Origin of the sequence: Polaribacter reichenbachii (genome assembly GCF_001975665.1) — a bacterium.
GTDB classification, from domain to species: domain Bacteria; phylum Bacteroidota; class Bacteroidia; order Flavobacteriales; family Flavobacteriaceae; genus Polaribacter; species Polaribacter reichenbachii.
Genome location: NZ_CP019419.1, coordinates 2,397,179 through 2,423,247 on the forward strand (window position 1 = coordinate 2,397,179; position 26,069 = coordinate 2,423,247).

Below are 26,069 nucleotides of genomic sequence, written 5' to 3' on the forward strand. Positions count from 1 at the left end.
AAATTGATGCATTTATAAATTTTTTGTACCTTGAAAATAAAAAGGATGAACGAAGATTTTTTGTATTATGTTTGGCAATACAAACTTTTTTCTAGTACAAGTTTATCTACTTCAGATGGTTTAAAAATCCATATAAAAAAGGCAGGAACTCATAATAAAAATGAAGGTCCAGATTTTTTAAACGCTCATATTGAAATAGACAATCAGCTTTGGGTTGGTAATGTAGAAATGCATTTAAAATCGTCTGATTGGTATTTGCACAAACACGAAGAAGATGCAAATTATGATGCTGTAATTCTACACGTTGTTTGGGATTATGATGCAGATATTTATATGAAAAACAACAAATCTCTGCCCACTTTAGAATTAAAAAATAGAGTTGATAAAAATATTTTAGAGAATTATAATCGTTTAATTTTTCAAAAACAAAATTGGATTCCTTGTGAAAATCAACTTGAATTCGTTGATAAATTTTTGATTGATAATTGGTTAGAACGTTTATATTTTGAACGTTTAGAGCAGAAATCAATCATTATAAAAGAATTGTTAAATGAATCAAATTATGATTTTGAAGCTGTATTATTTCAGCTTATTGCAAAGAATTTTGGTTTAAAAATAAATGGAGAAGCTTTTTTACAATTGTCAAAATCTATAGACTTTTCTGTGGTTAGAAAAGTACGGTTTAATGAAAATCAGTTAACAGCTTTGCTTTTTGGTCAGGCAGGTTTTTTAGGTGATGAAATTGAAGATAACTATCATCAAGAATTAAAAAAGGAATATGAGTATTTAAAGCATAAATATCAACTAAAATCAATTTCTAAGAATACGTTTCAGTTTTTTAGAATGCGTCCTCAAAATTTTCCTACCATTCGAATTGCACAATTGGCTGCTTTATTTTTTACACATCAAAATTTATTTTCTAGGTTGATGAACATCAGTAAAAAAGAAGAGTTTTACGAAATTTTTAATTTTGGAATTCAAGAGTTTTGGCAAACGCATTATACTTTTGTAAAGGTTTCAAAAAAATCAACTAAAAAATTAACAAAAACTTTTATCGATTTAATTTTGATAAACACCATTCTACCTTTAAAATTTGTGTATTTAAATAATAGAAACGAGTTTTTAAATGATGATTTTCTAAAACAAATAAAATCAGAAAAAAATAGTATTATTTCTAAGTTTTCTGATTTAAAAATTGAAGCTAAAAACGCAATGGAAAGTCAAGCTTTGTTAACGCTTAAAAACAACTATTGCACAAAGAAACGTTGTTTACATTGTGCAATAGGTAATAATTTATTGAGAAAATAAATTTTATTTAGCGTCTAAAATTTCTTTGATTTTAGCCATACAATCTCTGTAATGATACTTTGTAATTCTATTTACACCTCTGTTTTTTGCGATGGTTAATTGAAAGTTTAAGCTTTGCAATTCACCTCTAAGAATAGAAGAAATGTCAGAATTTTTAGTTTCTTTAGAATTTAGTAAAGTACCCATTCTATCAATTAAAGATTTCTGTAGATTACGTCTAAAAACATCAACATTTTTAGTGTAATTTGCTTCAGAAAAAATACCAGTTCTTAAATCACGAATCATACTTAAAGCATCGTAACTTTTAGGGTTTATAATTTCTGCATCAATCATTCTTTCTAATTTTGATGTGTTTAAAAGCGAATACAATTGTCTGGTTTGTAAACGTAACATTGTATTTGTATAACCACTTTCATCAATATTTGCTAAAATTTTAGGATCTAACAACCAATCTTGAGTAGCAAAAGCATTTTTTTGCAACCAAATCATAGCTTCTTTTTGCTTTTCTCTAGCTACAGGTTCGTAAACCAATCCTTCTTGTACAGGTTTTTTATTGAATTCGTAAATACCACCAATATTACCAGTAACGTGACCAACATATCTGCTCCAAACACCTAAAAGTTCTCCATATAATTCAGATAAATCTTCATAGTTATTAGTTTGATCTGATGTCCATTTAGGTAAGTTTTTTGCAACTATTTTTAAGTTTTTTACACCATAAGTAGATGCTTTTACTTGATCATTTCCAATACCTTCTGTTTGTGCTGAAGGATCAAAACGTTGTGCGCCAAATCTATAAATAGGATCATCAGCTTTTTCTTCAATCCATTTGTCTAGCGTTTTAACTTCTTGTTCTGGTGTTTTTGCTGATGGAATTTTGCGATAACCCCAATTAATTGAATAATGATCATAAGGTCCTAATTGACGTACGAATCTTATGTTTTCATCACCTGGTTGCGCTATATAATTATAACGAGCATAATCCATAATTGTAGCAGCAATTCCCATTTTTTGAGTAAATTTTCCAGAACGTAAAGAATCTACAGGATAAGCGTAACTTGCAGCCATATTATGTGGTAAACCTAATGCGTGACCAACTTCGTGAGAAATTACCATGCGCATCATTTCACCAATTTCTTCTGCAGGTGTATCTAAAGTTCTTGCAGAAGGATTTGCAGCACCAGTTTCTAATAAATATCTATTTCTGTAAGAACGTAAATGGTTGTGATACCAAATAATATCACTCTCAAGAATTTCTCCAGTTCTTGGGTCAGAAACACTTGGACCAGTTGCATTTCTTGTTGTGCTTGCAACATATCTAATAGAAGAATACCGAACATCTTCCATGCTAAATTCTGGATCTTCTTCTTTAGTAGGTGCATATTTAGCCATAATTGCATTTTTAAAACCAGCAGTTTCAAAAACTTTAGCCCAATCATCTACACCTTGTTTAATGTATTTTTTTAATTTATCTGGTGTACCAGGGTCTAAATAATATACAATTGGTTTTATAGGTTCTACCAATTCACCACGATTGTAAGCGTCAATATCTTTAGGTTCTAAACGCCATCTTCTAATATATCTTTTGTCGTCTGCTTTTAATGCCTCTGAGCTATAATCTACATTTCCAAGTGAGAAATAACCTACACGTTTGTCATATAATCTAGGCATCATTTTATCTTCTGGTAACACAATCATAGATTGATTTACACGAATTGTAATAGTGTTTGTTCTAGAATTACTTGGTGGTGCATCAGCATCAAAAGTAAAATCTTGTACAACTTCTATATTGTTAGGGTAGCTTTTTATAGAGTTGATAAAACTTCTAGAAGCATCTAATCTTTTTACTTTGTAAGTTCTTCTGTAACGTGCAGGTAATGCAGAAATTGCTTTGATATCTGATGTGAAAAATTTAGTAACATCAACCAAAACAGCTGTTGAATCTGTATTCTGAGTTTTTACATCGAAAGCGTAAATAATTGGTTCTAGGTTATTGACTTTTACAGATTTGTAAATAGGTAAAGAATCATTGGCAACTGCGTTATAAGATTTTACTTTTAATAAAATTTTATTTTGAAATTCTTCCCAAACAACAACTTGGGTATTAATTTTAGAACCAGCATTTACATAGCCACCACCTAAACCAGCAGGGATTTCTTTAATTCTAGTAACCAATAACATTTCTTTTCCTAAATGTGATTTTGGAATTTCGTAAATGAATTTGTTGTTAGTGTTGTGTACTTTAAATAAACCTTCATCTGATTTTGTTTTTGCAGTAACAAAATCTGAATATTTTGGAGTTTTACTTTTTTTAGGTGTTGCTTTTGTGGATGTTTGTTCGGTTTTTTCTTTTTTTGATTTCTTTTTTTGTGCTTTTATTTCTGTTTGAAAAGCAAATACAGAAATCATTGAAAAGAGTAATAGTTTCTTCATAAGTTATGTTAATTGGGAATTGAAACTTCTAAAGTAAGTAAAACTGGAAATAGAAACTCTTTAGGTTTTGTTAAAAAAATAATAATCTTGTTTCGATTTGTTATTTATTTAATATCTTTTTAATAAAATTGATTTTACTTATTAAGTAAATTGTATTTAAAGATAAAATTAAAAGAAAAGTAAAAATATGAACTAAAAAAAGGTAGCATTTCAATGCTTAATTTAGTGGTGATAAAATTGTTGTTTATTAATTTTATAAACTGAAAATTGCTAATTGAAAAAATATGCTAAAGATGGTATTTTAGAAATTGAAGATATTTCTAAATTTATAAAAACACAGCATCAGTTTGTAATCAATCATCAATTAGATCAATTAGTAGTTCCAGAAGAAAAACCTTTTATCCCAAGTAAAAAATCAACATTCAATCATTTAAAATTAAGTAACTTTTAAATGATTATTAATATAAACTTCTAAATTTAGTTGGATTCGATTCGTGCATAATTGCATACACTTTTTCGAAAATATCTTCAACTGAAGGTTTAGAGAAATAATCGCCATCAGTACCATAAGCAGGTCTATGTGGTTTTGATGTTAATGTAGATGGTTTACTGTCTAAATACTGATACCCGTTTTGGTTTTCTATAATTTCTTGTAAAATATAAGCAGAAGCTCCACCAGGCACATCTTCATCAACTACTAATAGTTTGTTGGTTTTAGCTAAGCTTTTTACACAATCTTTGGTTAAATCGAAAGGCAATAAACTTTGAGCATCAATTACTTCGATATCAATACCAACTTGATTTAACTCTTTGGCTGCTTCAAGAACTAAACGTAAAGTTGAACCGTAAGAAACTACAGTTAAATCTTTACCTTCTTTTACAGTTTCTACAATACCAATTGGTGTTTTAAAATCACCTAGATTAGTTGGTAATTCTTCTTTTAAACGATAACCGTTTAAACATTCTATTACCAAAGCAGGATCATCACCTTCTAGTAGCGTATTGTAAAAACCAGCAGCTTTTGTCATATTTCTTGGTACTAAAACGTGGATTCCTCTAACATTATTTATAATTCCTGCCATTGGTGAACCTGCGTGCCAAATACCTTCTAATCTATGACCACGAGTTCTAATAATTAAAGGTGCTTTTTGTTTTCCTAAAGTTCTGTATCGTAAAGTTGCTAAATCGTCACTCATAATTTGAAGTGCGTATAGCAAGTAATCTAAATATTGTATTTCTGCAATTGGTCTTAAACCTCTCATAGCCAAACCAATTCCTTGACCTATTATTGTTGCTTCTCTAATTCCTGTATCAGAAATTCTGATGTTGCCATATTTTTCTTGTAGACCTTCTAAACCTTGATTTACATCACCAATAAAACCAGCATCTTCACCAAAAATTACTACATCTTTATGTTTATTAAGAATGGCATCAAAATTATCTCTCATAATAATTCTGGCATCTACCAAGTTTTTTTCTTGAGCATAAATAGGCGCTTTGTCTAAAACCTCTAAAGCGCTTAAGTCTGTTTCACTCAATAGATGTGTAGAATATTTTTGATAAGCTTCTTTAAAAAATGATTTAATATAAATCTGAATTGCATTTTTTTCAGCCGAATTTTCATCTCTTAAATACCATAAACATTTTCTAACCGTAGATAAAACATCTTTTCTGGTTGGTTCTGATATTGCGTTTAAATCGTTTTTATATTTAGTTATAAAAGGTTTGTTAGAACTTTTAACCGCAGCTTTTTCTAGTAATTCAGACGCATCTAAACGTTCTGATTTTATTTCATTTAAAAAGGCGTTCCAAGCATTTCTTTTTGCGTTGGTTACTTCTTTTTTAGCTTCTTTTTCTAAAATGATTAAATCAGTTTCATCTTCTACAAAACGTAAAACATCTCCATTTTCTGTTTCTAGTTCAAAATCTAAAATCCATTCTCGCATTTTTACAATACAATCGTGGTTTTTTTCCCATTGTAAACGTTCTTTAGATTTATATCTCTCATGAGACCCAGAAGTAGAATGTCCTTGTGGTTGTGTTAATTCTTTTACGTGTATTAAAACAGGTATATGTTCTTCGCTAGCTAGTTTTGCTGCTTTTTGATAAACATCTACTAATTGCACATAGTCCCAACCGTTAATTACAAAAATTTCGTAACCTTTATTTTTTTTATCTCTTTGAAATCCTTTTAAAATTTCTGAAATACTCTCTTTTGTAGTTTGATGTTTTGCGTGTACAGAAATTCCGTATTCATCATCCCAAACACTCATTACCATTGGTACTTGTAAAACTCCAGCTGCATTTATGGTTTCAAAGAACAAACCTTCACTTGTACTTGCATTACCAATTGTTCCCCAAGCAATTTCGTTACCATTAATTGAGAAATTGGTGTTTTTTTGTACACTTTTTTCGTTTCTATAAATTTTTGATGCTTGTGCTAAACCTAATAAACGAGGCATTTGACCAGCAGTAGGAGAGATATCTGAACTAGAATTGTATTGCTTTGTTAGGTTTTTCCAGTTTCCATCTTCTTTTAAACTATGAGTTGCAAAGTGGCCTCCCATTTGTCTTCCTGCGGACATTGGATCTGCATTTATATCTGTATGTGCATATAAACCTGCAAAAAATTGTTGAGGAGTAAATTCACCAAGCGCCATCATAAAAGTTTGATCTCTATAATAACCAGATCTAAAATCGCCTTTTTTAAAGGCTTTTGCCATAGCTAGCTGAGGTACTTCTTTTCCATCACCAAAAATACCAAATTTTGCTTTACCAGTTAGTACTTCTCTTCTTCCTAATAAGCTACACTCTCTACTAATTCGTGCAATCTTATAGTCCTTTAACACCTCTTTTTTAAATTCGTTAAATGAAATTTCTTGAGTGTTTAAAGCGACTGTATTTTGCAACATAGTTTATAGAATTTTTATGATACAAAGATAGTTTTTTTAATTGATATTTAAAAATTTCTATTCTGATTGAGAATATGTTAATAAAGTAGTGTTTAAATTGATTTTTGTTAGTAATTATACAAATAATATCTTTTTGTTTGAATTTATAGGAATCCTCTTATGTTGAAGTAATAATTTATTTATTTTTTTGCACATAATTTTTTTGTTTTATAAGTGCAGAAAAAAAAGAGATACTATTTTCATAATATCTCTTTTTAATTTAAGTTTGATTAAAATAAACTACTACATAGATCAGTTGGAATTTGATAACTGTCATTTATATATTCAGTTTTATCAAAAGCAATAGTTTGATAAAAGTATTGGCCATTAAAATAAGTCCTGAATTCGTAATCTTGATTTAAATTAATATTTCGTAGAGTAATTCTCCCATTATATACATAGCCCATATATTTCCAATAAGTATAACCATAATAGCTTTTTGTTTTCATATAAAGTGGTATAGTTGGGGCTAAAATTTTTCCATTACATTCACCTTTATAATCTACTGTTACATTTACTGGTAAAGGAGGTAGTTTTGCTACAATGCTTGAAACATCTATATTAACAGATCCTACAGTACAAAGATTAAAGGCTTCTGATCTAAATAATATTTCACCCTTGTCATATCTGCTAGATCCGCTATAAACAATCATTTGAATTTTTCTATTTGCAGGTGCATTATTCATATCAAAAGTCTGACCATCATACCAAGAAAATACTTTTCCAGAATATGGAGATATAGGTTGGTTTCCATTTTCATAAAAGAAATCACTAAATAATGTATAACCATTAGAGTTACTTACCCCAGTCATAGCAATATTTATTTTAGCAACACCTTGATAATAATTTGTACATCTTGTTCCTTTATAATCTAGGTTGTACCAAGATAAATGTGTTGTTGTATACTCTACTATTAAATTACCATTATCAGCTTTTACTACACCATCAGTATGATAATCCCATTCACCATTATCTTTACTGTATGACCAAATTGGAATAATGTCTCCTGCTTTTATAGTTACGCCTGTATCTGGGTTAATAAAATTTGAATCTATTTGCATTTTAATAATTATTGGCTGAGAAAAGTTTTTAACTTCTTTATTACCTATAACCATATCTATTGAAGCAAAACCAGCAGTTATAAAATAAGCATCATTTACACTATCACCATTTTCATCTGTAATTTCAGTAGGCATAAATCCTCCAGGAAAAGAGGCTAAAGATTCAGAATCGCTGCTATTAAAATGAACCAATTCACTTTCAATTTCTGAACCAGAAATATCATTACCATCTATATCCTTAAAAACTGTACCAGATTTAATTGTTATTTCTGTATTAGTACCAGCTTTAGTTCCTGTTGTTTCAAATGTGAAATCTTCTGTTAAGGTGTTATTCGCCAAGGTTTTTGTAGCTTTTATATAATCAATACCGGGAGCAGTATTTAATTTATTAACTACGTTGGCACTGATTGAGGCAATTGAATCTGTTGGAGATAAAACTACAGGAATTGTTGTTGTTAAGTAATTGTTTCCTGTAATTTTAACCATAAATTCTACAGTTTCGTTACTTACGTTTTTATTTGGGTTAACAGCGAGTGCAATTGTACCTCCTACTACTTTTGCGGTACTTACATTATTACCAGCATCAGTAACAATTTTGTCTGCATCTTTTCCCATAATTTCGACTTGTAATACATTGTCACCTTCTAGGTTTAATTGGTCTACAGGGTCAAAAACTTCTACAATAACTTGTTGTTTAAATATAGAGTTTTTAATAATGATGTCAAAATCGTCTGTAATTTCATCAAGTCCTTTACAAGACATGATGATTGTGATTGCTACTGCAATAAATGCAATGGCTCTTATTAGTAATTTTCTTGTTTTCATAGTGTTTGTTTTTTAAAATTTGTATGCAATTCTTATTTGTATTCTTGGAATAAATTTAAAATCTTCTAAAGATTCTTGTAGGTTTTCTTTTTGTGATGCTGTGTTTTCTAGTAAGTTTGAGGCAGTAAGATCAATTTTTGGTGATGAAGTAATGTATGAGCCAAACTCAATACCAAATCCTAATCTGTTTTTAGGTATTGCTCTACCAAATCCTATACCTACATAAGGTGCAGTGTCTGTCCAAGTGATATCTGCAATAATTTCTCCTGCATCTTCATTGGTAATTACTACTTCTCCAAAAACAACATCTTCATTGTAGGTTACAACTCCGTTTAAGTTTACTTTATTAAGTATACCTAAACCTGCTGTAAGTTTAAAAGAAGAATTTTTAAAAGGCAAATATTCTATACCAATATCTACAATAGATACTTCTAGATTTGCTAAGATGTCTACTAAGTCACTTTTAATTTCGACATCTTCTTGCTCAAAATCCTCTATTTTAAGAGAGTGCCAAACAAATCTAGCATTTAGCTTGTTGGATAGTTTTCGGGCATATTCTAAGCCTAAACCAGTTGAACCAAAAGAAACGGCTATTGCGTTCTTTTTTTCTTTGACTTCTTTGTCTTCTTGAGCTTTAATTTGTAAGCAAAAGAAAAAGACAAAAATGTAAATTAAGTGTTTTTTCAATTTCATATCTTTTTTTATTTAACAAGGTAAATTTAAAAGTAGTTATGAAAATGGGAAATACCTATCTATAGGTATTTTAGAGTTTTTTTATAGGAATCCCCTTCTAAAGAAATTGTACACTGAACCTAAATTAGCAGTTATAGTAAATCTAATTTTTTCGGCGTAAGCTGGCTGAGATAATTCCCATCCATTATTAGAGTAGAAAGGAAAATATATTTCGAAAAGATGATGAACAAAATTAAAACGTATTCCATTATTATAAGCAAAATAAACCGGATTGTGTTTGTTTTTTAGAAAAGCAACATCATTATAAAATTCTACCCATCTCCATAAACCAAAACTAGAGTTAAAAGCTAACATATATTGGTTGGCAAACCTTGTTGGTAAAACAGATTTAAAACCACCTTCTGCAATAATAAATTGCTGACTAAAAAAACCGCTTCTTTCTGATCGACCAAAATAATTAAGTTGAAATAAATAATCATTAGCTCTATCTAAACCAAAACTAAAATAATCTCCTTCTGTAGAATTTTTTAAAAATGAACCTGCAAATATTCTAAAGTCTAGTTGGGTATTAGAGGTTGATAAAGAACGATACCTAACATCCGCAGCAATTTTAGAAAAATTTTGGGCAACTTCTAAGCTAAAATTATATCTAAATTCTTTTATAATATCAGGGTTTACATAATTGTAATTTAAGCTAAAAACACTGTAACTGTCTTCATCAGTTCTTATTTGATCTAAGGGAATTTCTTTATCAATATGTACTAATTTTGCGCCTAAAGATTCAAAAGTAGCATCTCTTAAATCTTTTCTTTTAAAAATTAAATTTACATAAGGTACAATGGATTCATAAGATAATTCTGGAGCGTAATCTGATGTTGAGCCAGAAATTCCATAAAGAATTTTGTAAATATTAGTGTCTTCGAAATATTGATCGTACCTCACAGAAAAAGAACCTGTTAAAGATCCGCTTTTTGTGGCATAAGAAGGTGCTAATGAAAATTCTAAATTTCTTTTAATTAAAGGTTTATTATGTAAACTTAGACCTAAAGTTAAACCATTATAATAATTATAGCTAAAATTTGGTTGATAAAATACTTGATTATAATATGGGTCTTGTATGTCTTTTATTAAGCTGAATTTTAGAGGTTTGTTAAAAATTTTATCTTTTAATCTTTTCCAGTTATCTAAAGTGTTTAATTCTGGATATAAGTTTTCGTAATTTAAAGCAACTTTGTTAATGTCTTTATTTGGCAAATTTACAGTTGCTGTGTCTTCTATACCAGTAACCCATTTTTTATATTTTATTTCTTTATCCTTTAAACCATATAACAATACAGGTGTGGTAATATTTCGTTTATTTTTTATGGTTACAGCAACACTATCTTTGTTTACAATAAGGTGATTTATAGTATAGTCTATTTTTTTGTTAGTATTTATAAAATCATTAAAAAACCAATCTAATTCTTTATCTGTTTTGTTTGATAAAAGTTGTTTAAAATCATTACTTGTAATAGTTTTTGTTTGATTATTTTGATAAAGTTCTTTAATAGTTTTGTTTAAAATACTATCACCTAAAAAACCTTTTAAGTATCGAAATGCTAAACCAGCTTTGTATTTATTAGCTATTTTTCGGTTAAAATTAGATAAGGAATCTGCAGAGGTAGTTAAAGATTGATCTAAAAATTTACGCGATATAAATTGATATATTAATGGATATTGATCGTTAAAATCTGATTTTGCAAAATAAAAACGTTTTAAAAACCAGGCATCAGAAAACTTACCTATTAGTTTTTTATTCGGATAGAATTTATCAATATATTCCATCATTAAATAGTTTTGTAAACCATCTAAATACCAATTATCTTTCCTTTTGTTAAAAAGCAGTGTGTTTTCTATAAATTTAATACTCAAAGCTTTAAACATTGTAATTTCTGTTTTAAAATCATTTGTAAAAGGGCGCACAAAACTAGGTAATTGTGTTAAGCCATATACAGGATCTTTGCCTTGCGTAATTCTATCAATATAAATTTCTTTATGAGGATATTTACCTAAAAATTTCTCTAAAAAGGCTATGTTTTTATTTAGAAGTTTGGTTGCTGTTTCGTATTTAATCTCTTTATCAAAAACATCAGTATGAACTGCAATTTTTTCAGTTTTATAGGTTTTTAATTGTTTCTTTTTATTGATGCCAAGAATTATATCTGTTTTCTTTTTACCAACTAAATAATAATTGGTTGTATTTTCTTTTTTTGTAACGTACTGGTATAAATTACTCTCTAAAATATAATCTTTTGGTACATTTATATCTACAATAAAATCGGTGGCTTTTTCGTATAAATCGTCAATATTTAAATTGCTCATTAATTCCCATCCGTTATTGTAAACAGCAGGCGTAATATACCAAAAACGCAAATGATATCCTTGCTCTGTTTTACCATAGCCTGTAAAAGAAGCACTTGGAATTTTTACAGCATAGGTTAAAACAATTTTTGCTGTATCTTTTTGAATTAGTGGTTTTTGAAGTTCTATGTTTAAAATATCAGCTTGTTTATCAAGCTCATAAAATTGTGTAGTTTCAAAATTAACTGTAAGGTTTTTTATAGTGGTTTTACCTAATTCCTCTTCTTTGGCAAAGTATAAATCTTTTCTGTAATTTTTAATAAACCTTTTAGATAAAGGCGTTTTACGATCTCTAAAACTATTTGCCCAATTGTGCAAATAAATATTGCTTAAGATTGAATCTGAAGTATTTATGAAAAGAATTTCTTGATTTATGAGCAGCTCGTCTTTATTGGTGTCTAAAGTGGCTTTAATAGTAATTGTGTTTTCTTGAGCATTAGAAAATCCACAATAGAAAAAACAAAGAACAAATATTTTAAGAAACTTTTTCAAATTAATTTTTTACAAATTTTAAGGGTTTAAATGTGTTTGCTTTTAAGTAGTAGATTCCTTTAAAAAAGCTGTTTGTAACTATTGTTAAATGCTCTTGATTTAAGTTTTTATCTTGATGAATTATTTGACTAAGTTGATTGTAAATAATAATTGAATTCACTTTTCTTTAATAGCTGAGGTTATTTTTTTTAACAATATTAGTGTTTATTAATGAAATAAGTTGAAAGTTTTATAAAATTGACAAAGTGCTTTATGATATTTTTACTTTTATAACTATTGGTATATGGAAGCTAAAATTGTTTAATTCTTTTAAAAAAAAGCTTGTACAATTAGAGTTATTAATAGATTAATTGTAGTAATTTCCATTAATACCAATAGTTTTATAAGAATCATTCATATCACCTTGAAAACTATTTTTTAAAATATAGTTCATATAGAAACTTGAATGTGTTTTATCAAAATAACCTTTCTAATTATTAAAAGTTTGGCTTTAATTTATATTTAGCATAGAATTTGTTAAAGTGATCCACAGCTTCTTCTGCAGTATCTACAACTCTAAAAAGATTTAAATCATCTTCGCTAATATTACCTTCTTCAATTAAAGTGTTTTTAATCCAATCTAATAAACCAGCCCAAAACTTTCTACCTACTAAAACAATTGGAAAACGACCAATTTTTTTTGTCTGAATTAAAGTTATTGCTTCAAAAAGTTCATCCATAGTACCAAAACCACCAGGCATTACTACAAAACCTTGAGAGTATTTTACAAACATTACTTTACGAACAAAAAAGTAATCGAAATCTAAACTTTTTCCTGGGTCAATCCAAGGATTATCATGTTGCTCAAAAGGTAATTCTATATTTAAACCTACAGAAAGTCCTTTTCCTCTATTAGCACCTTTATTACCAGCTTCCATAATTCCTGGTCCACCACCTGTAATAACTCCAAAACCACTTTGAGTTAACTGAAATGCAACATCCTCAGCTAGCTTATAATAAGGATGATCTGGTTTTGTACGTGCAGAACCAAATATAGATACACAAGGTCCTATTTTACTTAAACGTTCATAACCTTCTACAAATTCTGCCATTATTTTAAAAATAGCCCAAGAATCATTTGTTTTTATTTCGTTCCAAGTTTTTGGTTGGAATTTTTCTTTAATTTTTCTGTCTTCGTTTACCATCTATCGTCGTTTTAATATTTTATTTAATTAAGCCAATTCCTTTTTTAAGAATTTAGCAGTATAACTTGTTTTATGTTTTGCTACTTGTTCTGGAGTTCCAGTAGCTAAAATTTTTCCTCCTTTTTTTCCACCTTCCATACCAACATCAATAATATAATCTGCCAATTTAATAACATCTAAATTGTGTTCTATAATTAAAACAGTATTTCCTTTATCTGCTAGTTTGTTAAGTACTTCCATTAATACTCTAATATCTTCGAAATGTAAACCTGTTGTAGGTTCATCTAAAATATAAAATGTATTTCCTGTGTCTCTTTTAGATAATTCTGATGCCAATTTAATTCGCTGTGCTTCACCACCAGAAAGTGTTGTAGATTGTTGTCCAAGAGTTATGTAACCCAAACCTACATCTTTAATCGTTTTTAATTTTCTGTGGATTTTAGGTATGTTCTCAAAAAAATCGGTAGAATCTTCAATAGTCATATCTAATACATCAGAAATAGATTTTCCTTTGTATCTAATTTCTAGAGTTTCTCTGTTAAAACGTTTTCCTTGGCAAGTTTCGCATTCTACTTGTACATCAGGTAAAAAATTCATCTCAATTACACGAACTCCACCTCCTTGACAAGTTTCACAACGTCCGCCTTTTACGTTAAAAGAAAATCGCCCAGGTTTATAACCACGAATAGCAGCTTCTGGAGTTTTTGCAAATAAACTTCTAATTTCATCAAAAGTTTTGGTGTAAGTAGCTGGGTTAGATCTTGGTGTTCTTCCAATAGGAGATTGATCAATATCAATTACTTTATCAACATTTTCTAAACCTTCAATTTTTTTATAAGGCATTGGTTTTTTTACACCTCTATAAATATGTTTGTTTAAAATTGGGTAAAGTGTTTCGTTGATTAATGTCGATTTTCCACTACCAGAAACTCCTGTAACACAAATCATTTGTCCTAAAGGAAATTCAACAGAAACATTTTTAAGATTATTACCAGTTGCACCTTTTAATTTAATGGTTTTTCCATTGCCTTCTCTACGTTTTTTAGGTACTATAATTGCTTTTCTACCCGTTAAATAATCTGTAGTTAAAGTTTCGTTTTTTATAATTTCATCATAAGTACCAATACTTACAATTTCTCCTCCGTGTTTTCCTGCACCTGGACCAATGTCTAAAACGTAATCTGCTTTTTTCATCATATCTTCATCGTGTTCAACGACTAAAACAGAATTACCAACATCTCTTAATTTAATTAGAGAATCTATTAATTTTTGATTGTCTCTTTGATGTAAACCAATACTAGGTTCATCTAAAATATATAAAACTCCAACCAATTGCGAACCAATTTGTGTTGCTAAACGGATTCTTTGCGCTTCGCCACCAGAAAGTGATTTAGAGGTTCTGTCTAAATTTAAATAATCTAAACCAACATCTAATAAAAACTGAATACGAGTTCTTATTTCTTTTAATATTTCTGATGCAATTGTAAGTTGTTTTTCTGATAAGTTTTTTTCGATTTTAGAAAACCAAGATGCTAATTCAGTAACATCCATCTGTGCTAAATCACTGATGTTCTTGTCAGTAATTTTAAAATGAAGTGCTTCTTTTTTTAATCTCTTTCCATTACAAACAGAGCAAGTAACTTCATCCATAAAACCTTTTGCCCAGCGTTTTATGCTTGTGCTTTCTGCATTTTTATATTGGTTTTCTATAAATGCAACAATACCTTCAAAATCAATTTTGTAATTTCTAGTAACACCAACAGTTTTAGATTCAATTTTAAAGGTTTCATTACCGCCATTTAAAATTATTTCTAAAGCCTCTTTGGGTATATCTTTAATTGCATCTGTTAATTTAAATTGATAACGTTCTGCAATATTCTGAATTTGTTTAAAAATCCAACTACTTTTCTGTTCTCCTAAAGGTGCAATTCCGCCATTTTTTATCGAAATTGTATCATCAGGAATCACTTTTTTTAAGTTAATTTCTTGAGTGATACCTAATCCATTACATTTATTACAAGCACCTTTTGGCGAGTTAAAAGAAAAAGTATTTGGTTCAGGATTTGGGTATGCAATTCCTGTTGTTGGGCACATTAATTCACGACTAAAATAACGAGGCTTTTCATCATCAATATCAATAACCATCATTATATTATTACCAGAATATAAAGCTGTTTTAATAGTTTCGTCTAATCTTTTTTCTGATGATTCGTTTACCAAAAGTCGATCAATAACTACTTCAATATCGTGCGTTTTATATCGGTCTAAACGCATTCCTTTTTCTATTTCTCTAATTTCGCCATTAACACGAACTCTTAAAAAACCTTGTTTAGAAATTTGTTCGAACAATTCTCTATAATGTCCTTTTCTCGATTTAATTAATGGTGCTAAAATTGCAACTTTTTTATTTTTAAAATCTTTAAGAATTAGCTCTTTTATTTGCTCATCAGAATAGCTAACCATTTTTTCGCTAGTATTGTAAGAATAAGCATCTGCAGCTCTTGCAAATAAAAGTCTAAGAAAATCGTAAATTTCTGTAATGGTACCTACTGTAGAACGCGGACTTTTGTTTGTCGTTTTTTGCTCAATAGAAATCACTGGAGAAAGTCCATCAATTTTATCTACATCAGGTCTTTCTAAACCGCCCAAAAACTGTCTGGCGTATGCAGAAAAAGTTTCTATATAACGTCTTTGGCCTTCAGCATAAATGGTGTCGAAGGCTAATGAAGATTTTCCACTACCACTTAAACCAGTAATTACAACTAGTTTTTCTCGCGGAATTTTTACATCAATATTTTTTAAATTATGAGCTCTTGCTCCGTAAACTTCAATATATTCTTGGTCTTTCAATAAATAGGAAATTTTGCAAAGATGCAAAGTTAATCAATCTGTATTACTTTTTTATTAAAATGCTACTATTGCCTAAACGAGAAATAATATTTTTTCTAAATTAATAGTTTAAATCGCTTTTCTTAACGAATTCTAATTTTTAATATTAAATTTTTATCAAACTTAATTTTAGAGATTTTTAAGATAAATGAACTCATTATAGTATATTGCATTAAAAGTTTTTAAAATGAATTTTATACATTCCATTAGACATTTTTTTGAAAAACACGGTTTTGGTGTGTTTTCTAGATTGGCAGATCGTTTAGGGATTAGAGCAAAAAACGTACGTATATATTTTGTTTATGTAACTTTTTTTACGGTAGGTTTATCTTTTGGATTGTATTTAACACTAGCTTTTTTAATGAAGTTGAAAGATTTAGTTTATACCAAAAGAACATCTGTTTTTGATTTATAATTTATGGGGTTTTTAGCATCTAAAATTTATAAGATACTTTTTTTAGTAGTTTCAATTTTAACTGTCGGAACTGTTGGTTATATGCTTTTGTCGCATTATTCTTTTATTGATGCGCTTTATATGACTGTTATTACTGTAACAACAGTCGGTTTTGGTGAGGTGCAACCTTTTACGCCAGAAGATAAAATTTTTACAATTTTTTTAATTTTAACGAGTATTACTATTTTTGGTTATGCAGTATCAGCATTTTCAGAATATTTGGTTAGCGGACAATTTTTTGAACATTTTAAACATAGAAGAGTGGAAAAACAAATAGCACATTTAGAAGGGCATACAATTGTTTGTGGTTATGGTAGAAATGGAAAACAAGCTATAGTAAAACTCCAAAATTATAATAAAGATTTTGTTGTTGTAGAAAAAAATAAAGAAATGATAGCTTTGTTAGATGAACAAGGTTTGCTAAATATTCATGGAGATGCAACTTTAGATGAAACTTTAATTAATGCAGGTATTCTTAAAGCAACAGCATTAATTGCGGCATTACCTTCTGATGCTAATAATCTTTTTATAGTTTTAACAGCAAGTCAATTAAATAAAAATTGTAGAATAATTAGTAGAGCTTCTGATGAAAGTTCTTACAGCAAATTAAAAATTGCTGGTGCAGATAATGTAATTATGCCAGATAAATTAGGTGGTAATCATATGGCTTCTTTAGTTACTACTCCAGATGTAATTGAGTTTGTAGATCGATTAACCATAGAAGGAGAAACTACTGCGAATTTAGAGGAAATTGATGTTGATGAATTGCCTGTAAAATATATAGGTAAAACTATTTTAGATTTAGATTTAAGAAGAAAAACGGGTTGTACAGTAATTGGTTTTAGAAATCCAGATAAAGATTATATTATAAATCCAGAAGCAGGTTCAGTTTTAATAAATGGTTCACACTTAATTGTTTTAGGCAGACCAGAACAAATAACAAAACTCAGACAGTTATTTTAAAATGAATAAAGTTGTAATTACAGGTAGTAATGGATTGTTAGGGCAGTCTTTGCTAAAATTATTATTGCAGGATAAAGAAAATTACAAGGTTTTTGGATTTTCTAGAGGTGAAAATAGAAGTGGAAGAGAAGATTTTACTTATGTTTCTATTGATATTACTAAAGAAGAAAATCTTAAAAACTCCATAAAAGAAATTAAACCTGATTTTATCATAAATACAGCAGCAATGACTCAGGTTGATGCTTGCGAAAATGATAAAGAAGCTTGCGATTTATTAAATATTACTGTTGTAAAATGGTTGGCTGAGGTTTCATCAGAAATAAATACACATATAATTCATCTTTCTACAGATTTTATTTTTGATGGTAAAAAAGGATATTATAAAGAAACAGATGCTCCAAATCCGTTAAGTTATTATGGATTATCAAAATTAAAATCAGAAGAAATTTTATTAGATTCAAATATAAACTATGCAATTCTAAGAACCATTTTAGTTTACGGAAAAGTATTTGATATGAGCAGAAGTAATATTGTGCTTTGGGTAATAAGTATGTTAGAGCAAGGAAAAGAAATTACAATTGTAAACGATCAATACAGAATGCCAACTTTTGTAGATGATTTGGCAATGGCGTGTAAAATTTCTATGGATAAAAAGGCGAAAGGAATTTATCATATTTCATCAAACAAATTATTAAGTGTTTTTGAGATTACACAACAAGTTGCAGAGGTTTTTAATTTAGATAAAAGTTTAATAAAACCTATATCATCATCAACCTTAAATCAAATAGCAAAAAGACCCGCTAAAACAGGTTTCGATTTAACTAAAACAAATAAAGAATTAGAATTTTATCCAAATTCATTTGAAGAAGATTTGCGCAGATTTAAAGAAAAGTTAATGTAAAAATGACATTTAACGTTCAAAAATTCTTAAAACATCATTTTTTTTATGATATTGCACATCAGTAAATTTAAAACTAACAATACAAATATTATGAAGAAAAAACTTCTTTCTTTGTTGCTTTTAGCAGCACCAATATTAACTTTTGCCCAAGAAAAAGGGTTAGATCAACAAATAGATGAGGCATTTGGTAATGCAACAGGTTGGTTTGTGGATTTTATCTTTTATCAAATTCCGTTTACAGATACAATAAGTATTTATTGGGTTTTATTTCCGCTAATTTTAGGAGCAACTTATTTTACGTTCTACTTCAATTTTATCAATTTTAAAGGTTTTTTTACATCAATAAATATTGTTAGAGGTAAATACGATAGTTTAGAGGGTAGAGAAGATCATAAAGTAGAAATTGCAAAATCAGAATTTACAGACGAAGAAGATAATCCTGATACAATTAGAGTAGAAGGGCATAGTGGAGAGGTTTCTCACTTCCAAGCATTAACAGCAGCGCTTTCTGCAACTGTTGGTTTGGGTAATATTGCAGGTGTTGCAATTGCAGTTTCCATTGGTGGTGCAGGTGCTACTTTTTGGATGATTGTTGCTGGGTTTTTAGGAATGGCATCAAAATTTGTAGAGTGTACTTTAGGTGTAAAATATAGAGATATTGAAGCTGATGGAACTGTATATGGTGGACCAATGTACTATTTAACAAAAGGATTAAAAAATAAAACTCTAGGTAAAGTTTTAGCCGTGTTTTTTGCAATTTTTGTAATTGGTGGTTCTTTTGGAGGTGGAAATATGTTTCAAGTAAATCAAGCTTTTCAATTAGTTGAAAATATTACAGGTGGTACAGAATCATTTATCCACGGTAAAGGTTGGTTATTTGGTTTAGTAATGGCAATTCTTGTAGGTATTGTAATTATTGGAGGAATCAAAAAAATAGCGAAAGTAACAGATAAGATTGTACCTTTTATGGTAGCAATTTATGTTGCTGCATCGTTATTTGTAATATTTGCCAACTTTAGTATGGTGGGTGATGCATTTTCTCAAATCTTTACAGGAGCATTTAGTCCAGAAGGAATTGCAGGGGGTGCAATAGGAGTTTTAGTGCAAGGATTTAGAAGAGCAGCTTTCTCTAACGAAGCAGGTATTGGTTCTGCATCTATTGCGCATTCAGCAGTAAAAACAAAATATGCAGCAAGTGAAGGTATGGTTGCTTTATTAGAACCTTTTATAGATACAGTTGTGGTTTGTACAATGACAGCTTTAGTATTAATTATTACTGGTAATGTTGCTGCAGAAAATGCTTCTTTAAACGATGCGCAAGCAATTTTATTAACTTCTGGTGCTTTCGAATCTGCAATTTCTTGGTTCCCTTATGTATTAACTGTAGCAGTAGTTTTATTTGCATTTAGTTCAATGATTTCTTGGTCTTATTACGGTTTTCAAGGTTGGGTATTTTTATTCGGTAGATCTAAAAAAATGGAATATACTTATAAAGTAATCTTTTGTGTATTTGTTGTAATTGGTGCAGCTGCAAGTTTAGGTTCTGTAATTGGTTTTTCTGATGCAATGGTTTTTGCAATGATGGTACCAAATATGATTGGTTTAATTTTATTAGCTCCTAAAGTAAAAGCGGAGTTAACAAAATATATGGATGCTATAAAAAGTACTAAAGCATAAAATATAAAAATGAAAATTTTAAAATCCCATTTCTGGTATAACAAAAGCCAAAGAAATGGGATTTTTTTATTGGCTATATTTATCATTATTCTTCAAATATTTATTTTTTCTGATATTCTTTTTGATGATGAAAAAATAGATACTAATCAACCAGAGTTAATCGCTTTTCAAAATCAAATAGACAGTTTAAAGTTAGTCGAAATAGAAAACAGAAAGCCTAAGATTTATCCTTTCAACCCCAATTACATTACAGATTATAAAGGCGAACAATTAGGGATGTCTTTAAAAGAAATTGATCGATTACTATCCTTTAGAAAAACAAACAAGTTTGTCAACTCTAAAGAAGAATTTCAAAAAGTAACTAAGGTTTCAGATTCTTTACTGGCAAAAATATCTCCTTATTTTAAATTCCCAGATTGGGTTGTAGCAAGAAATGATAAGAATCAAAAAAATACTTCAAATACCAATTCTAATACTTTCATTAATTCTAAAAAGTACAATTACAAAAAGAAAATAGTTTCAACCACAGACATTAATAAAGCAATAGCAGAAGATTTTAGAACCATTAACGGAATTGGTGCCGCTTTTTCTGAAAGAATTATTAAGTATCGTTCTAAATTACAAGGATTTTCTTTGGATGATCAATTGTACGAAGTTTGGGGTTTAGAAAAAGAAGTTGCAGATAAAGTACTCTCAGTTTTTAAAATTGTAGAGCAACCTATTATTAAAAAAGTGAATGTAAATACTGTGGAATTCAAACAATTATTAAAAAATCCGTACATAGATTACCAGTTGTGTAAAATGATATTTAATTATAGAGATGAAGTTGCTGAGCTACAAGATATATCAGAATTAAAAAATATCAAGGGTTTTCCTTTAGATTTGTATGATAGAATAACCTTATATTTGTTGGCTGAATAAATAAAAAAATCCTGCTCAATGAACAGTATGTATTTTACTGAAGAACACGATGCTTTTCGTGCTAGTTTCAAAGAATTTTTACAGAAAGAAGTTGTACCTTATATCGATAAATGGGAGAAAACTGGAACTATAGATCGTTTCATCTGGAAAAAGTTTGGAGAAATGGGTTATTTCGGATTATCAACTCCAGAAGAATATGGAGGTTTAGATTTAGATTTATTTTATACTGTTATTTTCTTAGAAGAAATGCAAAAAATTAATTCTGGCGGATTTGCTGCAGCAATGTGGGCGCACGAATATTTAGCAATGACACACTTAAATAAAGAAGGTAACGATTCTCAAAAGAAAAAATATTTAGAACCAAGTGTTCACGGAGATATGATTGGCTGTTTGTGCATCACAGAACCATTTGGAGGTTCAGATGTGGCAGGTATGCGATCTACGGCAATTAAAAAAGGAGATAAGTATATATTAAATGGCTCAAAAACATTTATTACAAATGGTGTGCTTTCAGATTATTTAATTGTGGCTGCAAAAACAGATCCAAACGATAAATATAAAGGTATAAGTATTTTTATAGTTGATAGAAATTCAAAAGGGTTATCTGCAACAATGCTTAATAAATTAGGTTGGAAAGCTTCAGATACAGGAGAAATCGCTTTTGATAATGTAGAGATTCCAGTAGAAAATTTATTAGGAGAAGAAGGCAAAGGTTTTCCTTATATAATGCAACATTTTGCTTTAGAAAGATTGCTAATGGGTGTAAATGCACACGCAAGAGCAGAATATGCAGTAGATTATGCACTTAAATATATGGAAGAAAGAATTGCCTTTGGTAAATCTTTAGATAGTTTTCAGGTTTTAAGACATAAAATTGCAGAAATGGCAAGTAGAGTAGATATGTGTAGAGAATACAACTATTCAATTACCAAAAGATTAGATAATGGACAGTATGTGGTAAAAGAAGCAAGTATGTCTAAATTGTTATCAACGAAAATGGCAGACGAAGTAATTTATGATGCACTTCAGCTTTTAGGAGGTTATGGTTATATGGAAGATTATCCGATGGCACGTTTATTAAGAGATAGTAGATTAGGGCCAATTGGTGGTGGTACATCAGAAATCTTAAAAGAGATTATCGCAAAAATTGTTATCGATAAAAAAGAATACAAGCCGGCAACATAGTAATTTTGATAATGATTTTTGTGAAAATTATTTTCAATTATCGCAAAAATGGTTATCGACAAAAAAGAATACAAGCCAGCCACTTAATTTGACTTTAAACTTACAACTCACAACTGAATACTGGATACTGCCAACTATTTTTATAACGTTCCCTAAAGGTCGGGCTTTCACTACTCGCTTTTTTCGTACCTCAAAAGAGCTCAAACAGGTCGTTCAATCCCTAACGCAAAAAGTTACTTCAAAAATTAATTGAAATAAAAAATTGTAATTCATAATTAATAATTACATTTGCAGTCCAAAAATTATAAATCAGCAGTTTAACTGTTTTTAAAAATATATAAGATACTTATGAAGGGAGGTGCCAACCAATGTTAATTATACCTGTAAAAGAAGGAGAGAATATAGATAGAGCTTTAAAACGTTATAAACGAAAGTTTGACAGAACAAAGACTATGAAAAACTTACGTAACAGAAAAAACTTTACAAAGCCATCTGTTGCTAAAAGAGCTCAAAGAATAAAAGCTTCATACGTACAAAGATTAAGAACGCAAGAAGAAGTAGGTTAATGTAACCGAAAAGCAAAATACAAACTCGTATCAAATAATTTTGATACGAGTTTTTTTATGGGTAATTTTTTGTAATTTTACAAAAGACCACAGTTGTTTTGGTGAATAATGCAATATTTTAATAATATTAGATTTCAACTAATTGTACTAATTGTTTAAAATAAATTAAAAATCTCATAAATTATTATCAACTAAATGATAGATTCTTTCTTAGAATATTTATCGCTAGAAAAAAAATATGCTCACAATACGGTTACAGCATATAAAAACGATTTAATTTCATTTAGAGATTTCTTAGAAATTGAATTTAATCAAGAAAACTTATCAGAAGTACATTATAACCAAATCAGAACTTGGATTGTTTCTTTGGTTAATTTAAAAATTTCTAATCGTTCAATTAATAGAAAGGTGAGTTCTTTAAAGTCTTTTTACAAATATCTTCAGAAAACACATCATATTGAAATTAATCCACTATCAAAACACAAAGCTCTAAAAGTTGAAAAAAAGATTCAAGTACCTTTTAATAGTAAAGAAATTAATGAAGTTATAAATTTAGTTTCAGATCAAAGCGATTTTACTTCCGTTCGAAATAGATTAATTGTTGAGCTTTTTTATTCCACAGGAATTCGAAGAATAGAACTTATCAATATAAAAGAAAGAGATATTAATTTATCAGATAGTACAATAAAAGTTCTCGGAAAAAGAAATAAAGAAAGGTATATTCCTCTGTTAAAATCTGTAAGTCAAACACTAATTCAATATTTAAGGTTAAAGCAAGAATTTTCTGTAGGTATAGAAGAGCTTTTTATCACAGAAAAAGGAAATAAAATCTATGAAAATCTTGTTTACAGAATAATAAATTCTTACTTTAGTAGAGTCTCTTCTAAAGAGAAAAAGAGCCCTCACATTTTAAGACATTCCTTTGCGACACATCTTTTAAATGAAGGGGCAGATTTAAATTCAGTTAAGGAATTGCTAGGGCATTCATCTTTAGCTTCAACACAAGTCTATACTCATAATAGTTTAGAGACAATTAAAAGAGTGTATAATCAAGCTCACCCTAGGAGCAACAAAAAGAACAATGAAGTATGAAAGTATTCACACAATCCGTTAATTTTAATGCAGACAAAGAATTAATTAAATTCGTAGACGAGAAAGTATCAACTTTAAGTAGGTTTCATGACAAGATAGTTGATGCAGAAGTTTTTTTAAAGGTTCAAAATACAAGTGATAAAGAAAATAAAATTACAGAAGTAAAAATTAATATTCCTGGCAGTGAGTTAATTATAAAAAGAGAAACTAAAACTTTTGAAGAAGGTATTAATGCGGCTGTAGATAATTTAAAAAGGCAATTAAAAAGATCAAAAGAAAAGCATAGAGATTCATTGATTTCTTAAATTTTAAAAAAAAATAAAAAAAGATTAAAAAAAGTTTTTAAATGTAAAAAAACTTTATACATTTGCAATCCGTTAGAAATAGCGGGTTGTTTTTTGTGCAACAAAAGCCGATGTAGCTCAGCTGGCTAGAGCAGCTGATTTGTAATCAGCAGGTCGTGGGTTCGAGTCCCTCCATCGGCTCAAAAACAATATAAGTTCATTAAAATAGTAAATTGAAGGGGAGATACTCAAGCGGCCAACGAGGACGGACTGTAACTCCGTTGACTACGTCTTCGCAGGTTCGAATCCTGCTCTCCCCACAAATTTACATTTTGCGAAAGTAGCTCAGTTGGTAGAGCGTCAGCCTTCCAAGCTGAATGTCGCCGGTTCGAACCCGGTCTTTCGCTCAAAAAAAAATCAACAAAGCCGGTGTAGCTCAGTTGGTAGAGCGCATCCTTGGTAGGGATGAGGTCACGGGTTCAAATCCCGTCATTGGCTCATTTAAAAAGTATTATTAGACACTAAATATATTTAAACTAAGAATTAAAATCAATAATTATGGCAAAAGGAACTTTTGACCGTTCGAAACCTCACTTAAATATTGGTACAATCGGACACGTAGATCACGGTAAAACAACTTTAACTGCGGCTATTACTAAAGTATTAGCTGATGCAGGATTCTCTGAAGCTAGATCTTTTGATCAGATTGATAATGCACCAGAAGAAAAAGAAAGAGGTATTACAATTAATACTTCTCACGTAGAGTATCAAACTGCTAATCGTCACTATGCACACGTTGACTGTCCAGGTCACGCGGATTATGTAAAGAACATGGTTACAGGAGCTGCTCAAATGGATGGTGCAATCTTAGTTGTTGCTGCTACAGATGGTCCAATGCCTCAAACTAGAGAGCATATCTTATTAGGTCGTCAGGTGGGTATTCCACGTATCGTTGTTTTCTTAAACAAAGTTGATATGGTAGATGATGAAGAGCTTTTAGAGTTAGTTGATATGGAGGTAAGAGAATTATTATCTTTCTATGAATACGATGGTGATGAAGGACCTGTTGTTTCTGGATCTGCTTTAGGTGCTTTAAATGGCGAAGAAAAATGGGTTAATACTGTTTTAGAATTAATGGAAGCAGTTGATAACTGGATTGAAGAGCCTTTAAGAGAGGTTGATAAAGATTTCTTAATGCCAGTAGAAGATGTATTCTCAATTACTGGTCGTGGAACTGTAGCTACAGGTCGTATCGAAACAGGTATTGCTAATACAGGGGATGTTGTTGATATTATTGGTATGGGAGCTGAAAAAATGACTTCTACTATTACTGGTATTGAAATGTTCCGTCAAATCTTAGATAGAGGTGAAGCTGGAGATAATGCAGGTATCTTATTAAGAGGTATTGCAAAAGAAGATATTAAAAGAGGTATGGTAATCTGTAAGCCAGGTTCTGTAACTCCTCATGCTAAGTTTAAAGCAGAGGTTTATGTTCTTAAGAAAGAAGAAGGTGGACGTCACACTCCATTCCATAACAACTACCGTCCTCAGTTTTATGTAAGAACTACGGATGTTACAGGTACAATTAATTTACCTTCAGGTGTAGAAATGGTTATGCCAGGAGATAACTTAACAATTACAGTAGACTTAATTCAGCCAATCGCATTAAATGTTGGTTTACGTTTTGCAATCCGTGAAGGAGGTAGAACAGTAGGAGCTGGTCAGGTTACTGAGTTATTAGACTAATATTTTAGTTTACTAATTATATATAAATTCAAAGGGTGTCCCAT

Annotated in this window: 19 protein-coding genes and 4 tRNA genes; 16 read left to right on the forward strand and 7 right to left on the reverse strand. The window is 29.6% G+C overall.

What is annotated here, in order from left to right; translation table 11 throughout:
- Positions 1-45: 45 nt before the first annotated feature.
- Positions 46-1,308: a DUF2851 family protein gene (locus tag BW723_RS10055; protein WP_068357732.1), complete on the forward strand. Its 1,263-nt coding sequence runs from the start codon at positions 46-48 to the stop codon at positions 1,306-1,308.
- 3 nt (positions 1,309-1,311) lie between these two features.
- Here BW723_RS10055 and BW723_RS10060 read toward each other — a convergent pair whose 3' ends face one another.
- The gene (locus tag BW723_RS10060) at positions 1,312-3,741 is read right to left on the reverse strand and encodes a zinc-dependent metalloprotease (protein ID WP_068357729.1); all 2,430 of its coding nucleotides are present in this window, start codon (positions 3,739-3,741) and stop codon (positions 1,312-1,314) included.
- A gap of 274 nt (positions 3,742-4,015) precedes the next feature.
- Between BW723_RS10060 and BW723_RS17720 the strand changes: the two genes are divergently transcribed.
- A complete protein-coding gene (locus tag BW723_RS17720; protein ID WP_139059065.1) occupies positions 4,016-4,192 on the forward strand; it encodes a DUF4291 domain-containing protein in 177 nt (58 codons plus the stop codon).
- Between the two features lie 7 nt (positions 4,193-4,199).
- Here the strand turns inward: BW723_RS17720 and BW723_RS10065 are convergent, their stop codons facing one another.
- From BW723_RS10065 to uvrA, 6 genes are all read right to left on the reverse strand, one after another.
- Positions 4,200-6,653, reverse strand: coding sequence for an alpha-ketoacid dehydrogenase subunit alpha/beta (locus BW723_RS10065; RefSeq protein WP_068357726.1), 2,454 nt, complete (start codon positions 6,651-6,653; stop codon positions 4,200-4,202).
- A 269-nt stretch (positions 6,654-6,922) separates the two neighbouring features.
- Complete coding sequence (locus BW723_RS10070) at positions 6,923-8,578, reverse strand: hypothetical protein (protein ID WP_068357723.1); 1,656 nt, start codon at positions 8,576-8,578, stop codon at positions 6,923-6,925.
- A gap of 12 nt (positions 8,579-8,590) precedes the next feature.
- Positions 8,591-9,271, reverse strand: a complete 681-nt coding sequence (locus tag BW723_RS10075) for a hypothetical protein (protein WP_068357720.1) — start codon at positions 9,269-9,271, stop codon at positions 8,591-8,593.
- Between the two features lie 81 nt (positions 9,272-9,352).
- Positions 9,353-12,163, reverse strand: a complete 2,811-nt coding sequence (locus BW723_RS10080; protein WP_068357717.1) for a gluzincin family metallopeptidase — start codon at positions 12,161-12,163, stop codon at positions 9,353-9,355.
- A 476-nt stretch (positions 12,164-12,639) separates the two neighbouring features.
- Positions 12,640-13,347: an LOG family protein gene (locus BW723_RS10085; protein ID WP_068357714.1), complete on the reverse strand. Its 708-nt coding sequence runs from the start codon at positions 13,345-13,347 to the stop codon at positions 12,640-12,642.
- Positions 13,348-13,374: 27 nt separating this feature from the next.
- Positions 13,375-16,197 carry an excinuclease ABC subunit UvrA gene (gene uvrA, locus BW723_RS10090; protein WP_068357712.1) on the reverse strand — a complete coding sequence of 941 codons (2,823 nt, stop codon included), beginning with the start codon at positions 16,195-16,197 and terminating at the stop codon, positions 13,375-13,377.
- A gap of 226 nt (positions 16,198-16,423) precedes the next feature.
- Here uvrA and BW723_RS10095 point away from each other — a divergent pair, with 226 nt between their 5' ends.
- The 14 genes from BW723_RS10095 to tuf all read left to right on the forward strand — a co-directional run bounded on the left by BW723_RS10095 (position 16,424) and on the right by tuf (position 26,025).
- Positions 16,424-16,651 carry a PspC domain-containing protein gene (locus BW723_RS10095; RefSeq protein WP_068357710.1) on the forward strand — a complete coding sequence of 76 codons (228 nt, stop codon included), beginning with the start codon at positions 16,424-16,426 and terminating at the stop codon, positions 16,649-16,651.
- 3 nt (positions 16,652-16,654) lie between these two features.
- Entirely contained in the window at positions 16,655-17,653 is a 999-nt protein-coding gene (locus BW723_RS10100) for a potassium channel family protein (protein WP_068357707.1), read from the forward strand.
- Position 17,654: 1 nt separating this feature from the next.
- The gene (gene rfbD / locus BW723_RS10105; RefSeq protein ID WP_068357704.1) at positions 17,655-18,554 is read left to right on the forward strand and encodes a dTDP-4-dehydrorhamnose reductase; all 900 of its coding nucleotides are present in this window, start codon (positions 17,655-17,657) and stop codon (positions 18,552-18,554) included.
- Positions 18,555-18,644: 90 nt separating this feature from the next.
- A complete protein-coding gene (locus BW723_RS10110; RefSeq protein WP_068357701.1) occupies positions 18,645-20,231 on the forward strand; it encodes an alanine/glycine:cation symporter family protein in 1,587 nt (528 codons plus the stop codon).
- A gap of 9 nt (positions 20,232-20,240) precedes the next feature.
- Entirely contained in the window at positions 20,241-21,152 is a 912-nt protein-coding gene (locus BW723_RS10115) for a helix-hairpin-helix domain-containing protein (protein WP_068357698.1), read from the forward strand.
- 18 nt (positions 21,153-21,170) lie between these two features.
- Positions 21,171-22,337: an acyl-CoA dehydrogenase family protein gene (locus tag BW723_RS10120; RefSeq protein WP_068357693.1), complete on the forward strand. Its 1,167-nt coding sequence runs from the start codon at positions 21,171-21,173 to the stop codon at positions 22,335-22,337.
- Between the two features lie 368 nt (positions 22,338-22,705).
- A complete protein-coding gene (gene rpsU, locus BW723_RS10125) occupies positions 22,706-22,903 on the forward strand; it encodes a 30S ribosomal protein S21 (RefSeq protein WP_015480739.1) in 198 nt (65 codons plus the stop codon).
- Between the two features lie 195 nt (positions 22,904-23,098).
- A complete protein-coding gene (locus BW723_RS10130) occupies positions 23,099-23,995 on the forward strand; it encodes a tyrosine-type recombinase/integrase (RefSeq protein WP_068357690.1) in 897 nt (298 codons plus the stop codon).
- The gene (gene hpf, locus BW723_RS10135; protein ID WP_068357685.1) at positions 23,992-24,300 is read left to right on the forward strand and encodes a ribosome hibernation-promoting factor, HPF/YfiA family; all 309 of its coding nucleotides are present in this window, start codon (positions 23,992-23,994) and stop codon (positions 24,298-24,300) included. The genes BW723_RS10130 and hpf overlap by 4 nt, the downstream gene beginning before the upstream one ends.
- A 106-nt stretch (positions 24,301-24,406) precedes the next feature.
- Positions 24,407-24,480 (forward strand) — tRNA-Thr (locus BW723_RS10140).
- 37 nt (positions 24,481-24,517) lie between these two features.
- Positions 24,518-24,599, forward strand: a tRNA-Tyr gene (locus tag BW723_RS10145).
- Between the two features lie 14 nt (positions 24,600-24,613).
- A tRNA-Gly gene (locus tag BW723_RS10150) sits at positions 24,614-24,686 on the forward strand.
- Positions 24,687-24,704: 18 nt separating this feature from the next.
- Positions 24,705-24,777, forward strand: a tRNA-Thr gene (locus BW723_RS10155).
- 60 nt (positions 24,778-24,837) lie between these two features.
- The gene (gene tuf / locus BW723_RS10160; protein ID WP_068357682.1) at positions 24,838-26,025 is read left to right on the forward strand and encodes an elongation factor Tu; all 1,188 of its coding nucleotides are present in this window, start codon (positions 24,838-24,840) and stop codon (positions 26,023-26,025) included.
- Positions 26,026-26,069 lie beyond the last annotated feature (44 nt).

Coding starts and splice junctions, on each gene's coding strand:
- BW723_RS10120 (WP_068357693.1), top strand. CDS start 21,171: ATGAACAGTATGTATTTTACTGAAGAACACGATGCTTTTCGTGCTAGT.
- BW723_RS10070 (WP_068357723.1), bottom strand. CDS start 8,578: ATGAAAACAAGAAAATTACTAATAAGAGCCATTGCATTTATTGCAGTA.
- BW723_RS10055 (WP_068357732.1), top strand. CDS start 46: ATGAACGAAGATTTTTTGTATTATGTTTGGCAATACAAACTTTTTTCT.
- BW723_RS10060 (WP_068357729.1), bottom strand. CDS start 3,741: ATGAAGAAACTATTACTCTTTTCAATGATTTCTGTATTTGCTTTTCAA.
- BW723_RS10075 (WP_068357720.1), bottom strand. CDS start 9,271: ATGAAATTGAAAAAACACTTAATTTACATTTTTGTCTTTTTCTTTTGC.
- BW723_RS10065 (WP_068357726.1), bottom strand. CDS start 6,653: ATGTTGCAAAATACAGTCGCTTTAAACACTCAAGAAATTTCATTTAAC.
- hpf (WP_068357685.1), top strand. CDS start 23,992: ATGAAAGTATTCACACAATCCGTTAATTTTAATGCAGACAAAGAATTA.
- BW723_RS10085 (WP_068357714.1), bottom strand. CDS start 13,347: ATGGTAAACGAAGACAGAAAAATTAAAGAAAAATTCCAACCAAAAACT.
- rfbD (WP_068357704.1), top strand. CDS start 17,655: ATGAATAAAGTTGTAATTACAGGTAGTAATGGATTGTTAGGGCAGTCT.
- BW723_RS10110 (WP_068357701.1), top strand. CDS start 18,645: ATGAAGAAAAAACTTCTTTCTTTGTTGCTTTTAGCAGCACCAATATTA.
- BW723_RS10100 (WP_068357707.1), top strand. CDS start 16,655: ATGGGGTTTTTAGCATCTAAAATTTATAAGATACTTTTTTTAGTAGTT.
- BW723_RS10130 (WP_068357690.1), top strand. CDS start 23,099: ATGATAGATTCTTTCTTAGAATATTTATCGCTAGAAAAAAAATATGCT.
- BW723_RS10095 (WP_068357710.1), top strand. CDS start 16,424: ATGAATTTTATACATTCCATTAGACATTTTTTTGAAAAACACGGTTTT.
- tuf (WP_068357682.1), top strand. CDS start 24,838: ATGGCAAAAGGAACTTTTGACCGTTCGAAACCTCACTTAAATATTGGT.
- rpsU (WP_015480739.1), top strand. CDS start 22,706: ATGTTAATTATACCTGTAAAAGAAGGAGAGAATATAGATAGAGCTTTA.
- BW723_RS10115 (WP_068357698.1), top strand. CDS start 20,241: ATGAAAATTTTAAAATCCCATTTCTGGTATAACAAAAGCCAAAGAAAT.